The organism is Janthinobacterium sp. GW458P, from assembly GCF_002127585.1.
Lineage (GTDB): Bacteria > Pseudomonadota > Gammaproteobacteria > Burkholderiales > Burkholderiaceae_D > Janthinobacterium.
The window spans coordinates 1-3,147 of record NZ_NEGZ01000121.1 but is presented as its reverse complement, the minus strand read 5'-3'; the positions used below and the strand labels follow the sequence as shown (position 1 = coordinate 3,147).

Genomic DNA, 3,147 nt, shown 5'->3' with positions numbered 1-3,147 from the left:
CCGGCGGCGCGGCGTCCACCTGCGCCGTCCTGAACACGGCCACCGCATCGGCCAGGCGCGCGGCCTGCTCCTGCATGGATTCCGCCGCCGCGGCCGCCTCTTCCACCAGCGCCGCGTTTTGCTGGGTCACCTGGTCCATTTCGGTGATCGCCTGGTTGACTTGCTCGATACCGGCCCGCTGCTCGTCGCTGGCCGACGAGATCTGCCCGACGATGCTGCTGACCTTGTGCACGCTGTCGACGATTTCGCGCATGGTGTGGCCCGCCTCGTCGACCAGGCGCGCGCCGCTCTCCACCTGCGCCACCGAGTCGTTGATGAGGGCCTTGATTTCCTTCGCTGCGCCAGCCGAACGTTGCGCCAGGTTGCGCACTTCCGTGGCGACGACGGCAAAGCCGCGCCCCTGTTCGCCCGCCCGGGCCGCTTCCACGGCCGCATTCAGGGCCAGGATATTCGTCTGGAAGGCGATGCCGTCGATCACGCCGATGATGTCGACGATCTTGCGCGACGAGTCGTTGATCGAGCCCATGGTGTCGACCACCTGCGCCACCACCGCGCCGCCCTTGCCCGCCACGGCGGAGGCCGAGGCGGCCAGGCCGTTGGCTTCATGGGCATTCTGCGCGTTCTGCTGTACCGTGCTGGTCAGCTCCTCCATCGACGAAGCCGTCTCTTCCAGCGAACTGGCCTGCTGCTCCGTGCGCGCCGACAGGTCGATATTGCCCGAGGCGATCTGGCGCGACGCCGTGGCGATGGCTTGCGTGCCGCCGCGCACTTCCGTGACGATGCGCAGCAGGCTGGCCGTCATGTCCTTCAATGCCTGCATCAGCTCGCCCGTCTCATCCTTCGAACGCACTTCCACCTGCACCGTCAGGTCGCCCTGCGCCACCTGCCTGGCCACGCCGATGGCCGAGCGCAGCGGCACGCTGATGTTGCGCGCCAGCCACCAGGCGATGCTGGCGGCCAGGAGCAGCGCCACCGCGCCGCCGCCCAGCAAGGTCCAGTGCGTGCGCGCCTGCAAGGCCGCCGCCGCTTCCGAGCGCTGCGCCAGCAACACCGTTTCCGCCTGGCCGATCTCGCCCAGCAGGGCCCGCATGGCATCCATGCCCTGCTTGCCCCTGCCCTCTTTTTCCAGCGCCAGCACGGGTTCGATGGCCGCCGTGCCCTGCGCCACGGCGCGCCGCAGGGCGATCACGGGTTCGAGCGCGCCGGCCAGCCAGGCTTGCTTGGCGGCATCGAGCTTCGCCAGGCGCTCCTGCTGGGCCGGGTTGTCGCTGGTCAGGGCGCGCGCCTTCTCCAGGTGCGCGCCGAACGCGGCCTGGCCCGCCTTGTACGGTTCCAGCGACGTCTCCGCGCCCGTGATCACATAGCCGCGCTGGCCCGTTTCCATATTGATCAGGCTTTCCAGCATGGCGCTGTTTTCGGCCAGTACCTGGTAGGTGTGGGTGTTGATGGCGTTGGCATCGGCCAGCCGCGACACATTCAGCGTGGCGACGGTGACCAGGGCGGCCAGCAACAGGACGATGGTGGCAAAACCGCCATACAGGCGGGTGGCGATGCGAAGATCGGCAATACGCATGATAGTCCTCCGGGGGTGAACACCCCGGCGCCGCGGCGAGTCCCGCGGATGGAGTGCTACAGGGAATCATAATGAATAACGCCATGAAATGGCGCGCCCCAGCCATATTTCTTTTACCTGTGGCATTGCATACTTTAAACAAACTCGGCGGTTTTTTGCCATGCTGTTATACTTCGCGTGTGCGGCACATATGACCAGTCCCCTTGCCGCTGTCTTTCGACCCCTAATCTGATTGCCTGCGACTGGCGCCCCACGATGGCGACAGGCCGATCTCACAATAAAGTTACCATGTCCTTTTCCTCCCTCGGATTGTCCGACGCTATCGTACGTGCCGTTACCGAACACGGCTACACCGTGCCGACCCCGATCCAGTCACAGGCGATTCCCGCCGTGCTCGCTGGCGGCGACTTGCTGGCCGGCGCGCAAACCGGTACCGGCAAGACGGCCGGCTTTACCCTGCCCGTGCTGCACCGCCTGTCCACGGACGCGAATGGCGCTGCCATCACCAGCAACACCTCGACGCGCCCCATCCGCGCCCTGATCCTGGCGCCGACGCGCGAACTCGCCGCCCAGGTCGAGGAAAGCGTGCGCGCCTACAGCAAGTACACCAAGCTGAACTCGGCCGTGATCTTCGGCGGCGTCGGCATCAACCCGCAAATCAAGCAGCTCAAGCACGGCGTCGACATCCTCGTCGCCACGCCGGGCCGTTTGCTCGACCACATGGGCCAGGGCACCGTCGACCTGTCGAAGGTGGAAATCCTGATCCTCGACGAAGCCGACCGCATGCTCGACATGGGTTTCATCCGCGACATCAAGAAAGTGCTGGCCGTGCTGCCGCCGAAACGCCAGAACCTGCTGTTCTCGGCCACGTTCTCGGAAGAGATCAAGGCCCTGGCCGACGGCTTGCTGAACAAGCCGGCCATGATCGAAGTGGCGCGCCGCAATTCGACCGTGGAAGTGATCAAGCAAAAGATCCATCCCGTCGACCGCGACAAGAAGCATCCGATGCTGTCCTACCTGATCAAGTCGAACAACTGGACGCAAGTGCTGGTGTTTACGCGCACCAAGCATGGCGCCAATAAACTGGTCGAGCAGCTGGGCGCGGACGGCATCGGCGCCCTGGCCATCCACGGCAACAAGAGCCAGTCGGCGCGCACGCGCGCGCTGTCGGAATTTAAGGACGGCACCCTGCAAGTGCTGGTCGCCACCGACATCGCCGCGCGCGGCATCGACATCGACCAGTTGCCGCACGTCGTCAACTACGACTTGCCGAACATTCCGGAAGACTATGTGCACCGTATCGGCCGCACGGGCCGCGCCGGCGCCAAGGGCGAAGCCGTGTCGCTGGTCTGCGTGGATGAGCACGAAATGTTGAAAGACATCGAAAAACTGATCAAGCAAACCCTGCCGCGCGAAGTCATCGCCGGCTTCGAACCGGACCTGAACGCCCGCGCCCAGCCTGTGCAATTGCGCAGCGGCACCGGCGGCCACCGCAACAACAGCCGCGCGCCAGCCGGCGCCGTGGTGCGCGTGAAAACGGGCGGCGGCGGCGCCAAGCCACGCAGCGCCGGCCC

General features: G+C 65.8%; 2 protein-coding genes. One reads left to right on the top strand and one right to left on the bottom strand.

Annotated features, from left to right (window positions below; translation table 11 throughout):
* The coding region (locus CBW50_RS28165) for a methyl-accepting chemotaxis protein (protein ID WP_086148543.1) at nucleotides 1–1,573 on the bottom strand (1,573 nt) is incomplete at its 3' end.
* Nucleotides 1,574–1,861: 288 nt separating this feature from the next.
* Here CBW50_RS28165 and CBW50_RS28160 point away from each other — a divergent pair.
* On the top strand, nucleotides 1,862–3,147 hold a 1,286-nt coding region (locus CBW50_RS28160; protein ID WP_086148542.1), incomplete at its 3' end, for a DEAD/DEAH box helicase.